Origin of the sequence: Thermogladius sp. (assembly GCF_049970955.1) — an archaeon.
In the GTDB taxonomy this organism is placed as follows: domain Archaea; phylum Thermoproteota; class Thermoprotei_A; order Sulfolobales; family Desulfurococcaceae; genus Thermogladius.
Genome location: NZ_JBMFLY010000049.1, coordinates 1 through 6,481, shown reverse-complemented (window position 1 = coordinate 6,481; position 6,481 = coordinate 1). Strand labels below are relative to the sequence as shown.

6 protein-coding genes are annotated in these 6,481 nt (G+C 50.6%); 4 read left to right on the top strand and 2 right to left on the bottom strand.

Features of this window, described 5'->3' with window-relative positions; all coding sequences use genetic code 11:
• Positions 1-162 precede the first annotated feature (162 nt).
• Entirely contained in the window at positions 163-807 is a 645-nt protein-coding gene (locus tag ACP5VX_RS05785) for an HD domain-containing protein (protein ID WP_428724937.1), read from the bottom strand.
• Between the two features lie 153 nt (positions 808-960).
• Between ACP5VX_RS05785 and ACP5VX_RS05780 the strand changes: the two genes are divergently transcribed.
• From ACP5VX_RS05780 to ACP5VX_RS05765, 4 genes are all read left to right on the top strand, one after another.
• Positions 961-2,343 carry an extracellular solute-binding protein gene (locus ACP5VX_RS05780; RefSeq protein WP_428724936.1) on the top strand — a complete coding sequence of 461 codons (1,383 nt, stop codon included), beginning with the start codon at positions 961-963 and terminating at the stop codon, positions 2,341-2,343.
• A 219-nt stretch (positions 2,344-2,562) separates the two neighbouring features.
• Positions 2,563-3,213, top strand: coding sequence for an ABC transporter permease subunit (locus ACP5VX_RS05775; protein ID WP_428724935.1), 651 nt, complete (start codon positions 2,563-2,565; stop codon positions 3,211-3,213).
• A gap of 53 nt (positions 3,214-3,266) precedes the next feature.
• A complete protein-coding gene (locus ACP5VX_RS05770; protein WP_428724934.1) occupies positions 3,267-4,037 on the top strand; it encodes an ABC transporter permease in 771 nt (256 codons plus the stop codon).
• The gene (locus ACP5VX_RS05765) at positions 4,034-5,095 is read left to right on the top strand and encodes an ABC transporter ATP-binding protein (protein WP_428724933.1); all 1,062 of its coding nucleotides are present in this window, start codon (positions 4,034-4,036) and stop codon (positions 5,093-5,095) included. Before ACP5VX_RS05770 ends, ACP5VX_RS05765 begins: the two co-directional genes overlap by 4 nt.
• 14 nt (positions 5,096-5,109) lie before the next feature.
• On the opposite strand, the gene ACP5VX_RS05760 is transcribed toward ACP5VX_RS05765, so the two are convergent.
• Positions 5,110-6,357 carry a hypothetical protein gene (locus tag ACP5VX_RS05760; protein ID WP_428724932.1) on the bottom strand — a complete coding sequence of 416 codons (1,248 nt, stop codon included), beginning with the start codon at positions 6,355-6,357 and terminating at the stop codon, positions 5,110-5,112.
• Positions 6,358-6,481: the final 124 nt, after the last annotated feature.

Below are 6,481 nucleotides of genomic sequence, written 5' to 3'. Positions count from 1 at the left end.
AGAGACGTAGAGGAGCCTATACTAGAGGGCATGTTGACCAAGCTTATGTCCCAAGCATAAGCTTCGAGACGACGATCCTCGACGCTCACTGCCCCCCATACAATACAAACATCGACCTCGCTCCATAACAGACCCCCGTCTAATCCTAGTATGCCTAGCCCGTCAAGGGGGCGTCAACATGATTTCTTCTATTACCCCCTTCTTACACCACTCCCTGCTCCTCACGAACTCGTAGAACGATCTAACGTCTGCTCTACCTCTCCTCGCGAGGTAGTTCCTGATCTTACTCTGTATTACGCTGTGGAACTTCGCGTCGAGAATATCCGACAAACCAACAACAAGAGACTCCAAACTCGTGTAGCCGTAGTAGCCGTGCAACTCGGTGATACACTTAGCCAGCTCGACAAGACCCTCGTTCGCGAGTATCTCACCCGAGAGCCTCGCGTCGTGGGGGTAGTACTGCTCGCACCTCTCTATCATTACCCCGTCGTACTTGAACTCTAGGACCTTGTACAAGTCGTGTAAGATAGCACACGCGAGGACGAGGTCCCTATTAATGTCGAAACCGTATACTTCCTTGAAGAGGTCTGCTATGTATACGGATATACGTGTCACGCTAATAGTGTGGTCTAGTAACCCGCCTGGGTAGGAGTGGTGCTCCTCGATCTCGCCCGGAGCCTCGTCAAAACTCACGCAGACACTGCTAGCTGAACCAAGAACCCTATCCAAGTACTTGTAGACTAGCCCCCTAAGCCTCTCGTCCTTTATGGCGTCTGCTAGCTTGTATAAAACCCTTGCCTTATCCATTAGACCCCCGACTACGCATCGATTCAGTTTTGCTTAAAAAGAGTTCTTGAAATCCTGGTTTCAACTAGACTTGAGTCCCATTCTCTTGCAATCTTATATAGAACCCTAGCTGAGTATAATCAAGGAGAGAAAGTAGAGGCAATGGGTGTTTGTATGGAGAAGTGGAAGCTAGTATCACTCGTCCTAATACTAATAATAATAGTGGAAACGATAGCGTTTATATTGCTATATAAGCCCGCCCCAGCGCCAGCCGCACGACCTACTCCACCTAGCCGGTACGACCAGATAAGCCAGGCCGACCTGGTCAGGTACGCTCTTCAGGAAGGTGTAGCTCTTAGCTACGGTATGCCGCCGGGCTGGGCTCACTATGGTATTGCGTGGAAGACCTTCACCGAAATCTACGGTATTCAACACTCCGACACAGACATGGGTAGCGCTGTAGTAGTTGCTACCTTGGAAGCTGCTAAGGGACGCCCTGACGCCGACGTAGCAGATCTGGCTATTCCATACGCGATAAAGGCTACTGAAAAAAACCTCACGGACTGCTATATACCCCCCCACTTTGATGCTGTGCCCGCAGTCTTTAAAGACCCTAATGGGTGCTGGATCGCCCCCTACTATGGTACTATCGTCTTCGTTGTAAACGTTGACTACCTGAAGGCTAGAGGCGTCCCCATTCCCAAGTCGTGGAAAGACCTATTGAACCCCGTCTATAAAGGAATGATAGTCTACCAGGACCCGACTAAAACCGCAACCGGCTTAATAACCATTATAGCGGCGGCTTACGCTAATGGGGGCGATATAAATAATTGGAGACCCGGCCTAGAATTCATCAAGAAACTGCATGAAATAGGCAATATAAAGTACGTCGCACCGCTTGTTCCAACAGCTGATTACCAGAAAGGCGAGGTCCCAATCTTAATCAACTTCGACTACAACGGTCTAACATATAAGTACTCACCAGGGTTCCCGAATACGGAGGTCATCATCCCCGAGGATGGAACCGTAAGTAGAGCTGGTGCCATGATAATAGCTAGAGGAGCGCCCCACCCCTTCGCCGCAAGACTGTTCTTCAACTTCATAATGTCAGACCTAGGTTCGCTCTTGATAACACTGTCTTTCGCCAGACCATCTAGGACAGACTACACGCCGCCGGACTTTATTCAGCAACTCCTCCCGCCTGCCGAAGCATACGCTAAAGCCGTGCCTCTCGATGAAAGTGTGCTATTGAATGTCCAGCAAGATGTTTCAAATGCTTGGCAGTCCGAGGTGTTGCCGATAGCCTCCGCTATAATGCCGGGCTTCAAAGCGTCTCCCGGCGACCCTCTGGAGAAAGACCCGTCATTGAAGATAAACCCGTACCTCTTGCAAAAAGCGCTGCCCCTGATCGAGGAATACGTGAAGAACATGAAGGTGGCTGGATCGGCTAATACGGCCTTACCTGGTCTACTAGTCAACACCGGTCTTGTGCTACCAGCTGTATCGCTGATACTTCTGGATGTCGAAAAGCTGGGTAAACTGGTTAACAGTAGATGAGGTAGGATACAAATGGTTAACCCGTATATAAAGAGTTTTTTGCTAGACACCCTACTGTTACTTCCTTTCATGCTCATACTCGTCTTCTTCATATTTATACCTTTCAGTGTTTCCCTCTACTATAGCCTATCAGATCAGTCCGGGTCTTCGCTTACTTTAAGCAATTTCATCAGAATATACTCTGATCGATCGTACCTCGACGCTATAAAAAATAGTATAGTGATATCTCTAGAGTCAGCCGCTTTAAGCACTCTATTCGGCTCACTACTAGCGTACGCCTTCACGCTCTTGTCCCCAACGGTGAGAGATATCATAAGATCGGTTCTCCTACTACCCATAATCTACCCTGGCCTCGTCATAGCCTTCTCTCTCGTCATACTCTTCGGTAGTTCAGGTGTAGTAACGAGCATGCTCCTCAAGTACTTTGGAGTGTATCTACCGGACATTTTCGACGTAAGGAGTTACAATGGTTTGATACTCGCATACCAATCTTTCCTGGTAGGATTCACGTCTATAACGTTGAGTGGCGTGTTCCTATCACTAGATAGGTCGATTATAGAGGCTTCTAGGAGCCTGGGGGCCGACGTATTTCAGACCATTTTCAGGGTAGTTCTACCCATAGTTGCTCCGGGACTCATAGCGGCTTTCATTCAAGCTTTCATTATCGCTATTAGCGGGTATGGCACTGCCCTCGCTCTTGTGGGCGGAGGAGGAAACTTGATAACTCTAAGGATCATAATGTTGATTAGCGACGTAGAATATCAGCCTCACCTTGCAAGCGCGCTTGCCATGAATATAGCTATGATAACGATCCCTCTGGCGTTGGTTTACAACAGGCTTCTAAAGAAAGTAGTTGGTGGGGTAGTTTGAGTCTATCAGATTTCGTATACGTGGTCGCTAAAGCAGTTAGCTATTTAACGTTAGTGCTAGTAGTGACATACATATTCCTGGTATCGTTCATACCGGTTATAGGGGCGTTCGCCTTAAAATGGGAGCTCTCCATCTTACCCGAGGCCTGGACTTTAAAAAACATCAAATTTTTATTCGAAGACCCCTTCGTCTTAAGGAGCCTGTACTCTTCTCTTCTAATAGCTGGTATAACCTCTGTCTTGTCGACAACCGTATACTTCCTAGTCATCTTGTACTTGTTCTTGAGGGAGAGGAGTAGGTGGGTGTCAACTTTCATCGAGGTCGCGGTGCTTATACCCCTTATGCTCCCGGCAATACTGCTGGCTCTCGCGATATACGAGGTGTACAGGCCGACGTTCATCGGCGGAACGTACTGGATCCTCGTGGCAGCCCACTTAACTATCGTGTCGCCGTACGTCTTCAGGAACCTGTACAGCGTCGCGAAGATGATAGACATGAAGACGCTTATAGAGGCTTCTAGGAGCCTGGGAGCGGGTGTTTTAACAACAGCATATAAGGTCATCTTGCCGAACATATACCATGGACTGATCGGCGCCATGCTACTAGCCTTCGCAGTATCTTTTGGCGACTTCGAGATGGCTAACCTGCTCGCCCCGTGGCAGTACAGGACTGTGACTATCGCCATATTCCAGTACTTCTTTAAGAACGCCTGGAACGCGAGCGCGATAATCCTCCTGGTGATCATCGTGAGCGTCATTACGTCTTTCCTAGTCGCGTACCTGTCTCGTAAGGCGATCGCGAGGTATATCGAGGTGGTCAGGTGAAGGAGGTCAGGTTGATCGGGGTAACAAAGACCTTCGGGACAACCGTAGCAGTCGACAATGTAACACTAGAGGTGAGGAAAGGAGAGTTCTTCACTCTACTGGGCCCGAGTGGCTGTGGCAAGACTACCACCCTCCGTTTGATAGCGGGTTTCGAGAAGCCTGATAAGGGAACCATATACATAGGCGAGCGGGTCGTCAACGACCTACCGCCGGAGAAGAGGAACGTCGGCTTCGTCTTCCAGAACTACGCGTTGTTCCCCCACATGACCGTCTTCGACAACATAGCGTTCCCGCTCAAGTTGAAGAGATACAGCCAAGAGGAGATTAGGAGGAGGGTGAAGGAGCTCCTCGCGCTAGTCAAATTAGAGGGCATGGAGAACAGGTATCCTAGGCAACTAAGCGGAGGGCAGCAGCAGAGAGTCGCGTTAGCTAGGGCTCTGGCCAGAGAGCCAGACGTCCTACTCCTAGACGAGCCGTTAAGCAACCTTGACGCGCTGCTCAGGATAGAGCTTAGGAGAGAGCTGAAGAACATCCAGCGCAAGACCGGTGTCACGGCTATCTACGTTACCCATGACCAGGACGAGGCCTTTAGCCTGAGCGACAGGATCGCTGTAATGAACAGGGGGAGGATCGAGGCGCTGGGTTCACCAGACGACGTGTTCGAGAATCCGAGGACGGTCTTTGTTGCGAGGTTCTTGAGGTATAAGAACATTTTCGAGGTGAAAGTGGGTGACGGCTATATTGAGATGTTTGGTAGGAGGTTTGAAACGAAGGGCTTCAATATACCGTCAACAAGCGGGAGGCTGTACGTGGGTGTAAGGCCCGACGTCATAGCCGTCTCGGCGACGCGCCCCGAAAAGCTCGAGAGCGACAAGATAGTACTAGAGGGTAAATTGGTCGACAAGTTGTTCTACGGTTCGGACACCGAGGTGTATATCGACGTCGGGGGCACGGAACTGATAACGTACGTCCCGACCAGCTTCGCGAACTCTATAAAGCCAGGTGACAAGGTGTTCCTGACCATAGGTAAACGAGACATAAAGTTCCTCGTCGAGTAGCCCCTGTCCGTTGTCTACTTAAAGCCGAAGATCACCTTTTTTAAGAAGTCCTTGGCGTTGACCCAGAAATCGTAGCCGCCCTCGATGATTCTCTCGGAGAAAGTCTTCCCCGCCCTCTCCGCGAACCTCCTACTGTGTATTAGGACTGGTAGTGGTCTGTTCAGGTGATGCCCCGTCCTCGAGGAAGTCCAGTGATCGGCTGTTACGATGAGTGCGACGTCCGTGTCTGCCAATGCGTCGTACAGCGGGCCTAGGAAGTACTCGTCTAAAGTCTCGATGACGAATTTCTTTCTCAACGGGTCTCTGTCGTGGGCAGCGTCATCGGCCTCGTCCAAGTGCACGTACACGAAGTCACACTCCCTCAGCCCTTCAGCCACTATACGGGCTCTCTCGTAGTAGTAGGCCCCCAAGTTCTCAAACGGCTCTACTAGTGGTAGTTGAAGAGGTCTTAGTCCCAGTAGCGTAGCGATACCCCTCTCGGTCGGTAACCTTGCTTGGAAACAGCCCTCTAACCCGAACAGGTCAGTGAACCTCTTCTCGATCCTAGGTAGCCTATTCCCCGGCTGCCTGCATATGACAGAGTTTGCCGGCAACAACCCTTTCCTCCTCCTGAAGGTGTTTACCGGGTGATCCTCAAGCACCTTAATGACATTATTTGTGAACTCGTTGAGTAGAGCCGAGGCCCGCACTGCCGATTCGTCTTGGGACAGGGGTCTACAAGGCTTCAGGACCTTTTCCTCCCCCTCTCGCCAGGGGTCTGTATCCGATATCTGGTCGGATAACTCTATTTTCTCGTCCCGTAATACTAGAACACTGACGTAGTCGACTATGTGCCTGAAAGTGAAGTCGGCGCCTACCAGCCTCACCTTGCTATTTATGTCCTTCTCCAGGATCTTGGCCTCACCTCGCGTGAGTGACCTGCCGACTCTCCTGTCAACTATCTTCATGGTATGCGTATCCAGTGTAGCGAAGTTGCAGTGAAGCGCTAGGTTTCCATCAATGAAGTCTATCCCCTCAGCCACCACTTCCAGTATTGAGCGTGGTACCCTGGCCAGGTTTGAGGCTTCGAGACCCAGGAGGTTGGCTACCGCGACGTCGCTTGTGACTTCTCCTTCAACTACGTTCTCCACAACTCCGAGAACGGATCTCTCGGCGAGCCTGCGTAATGTCCTGGTCTCGGAAGCCTCGAGCGGCGTCTTGCCCCCTAGAGACGGCGAAGGCTCGTCGAATAAGCCGTCTACAACGACCATCACCACTTTCATAGAACTACCCCATCTTCTCGATCCGAGGTAGGCGCTTTAATAGCCGGTGTTAACCCGTTACAAGGCGGCCTTTCACGCTACGTTTCAAGAGCGTTTCCTGCTCTAGGGTTATAACAAGGCTAGG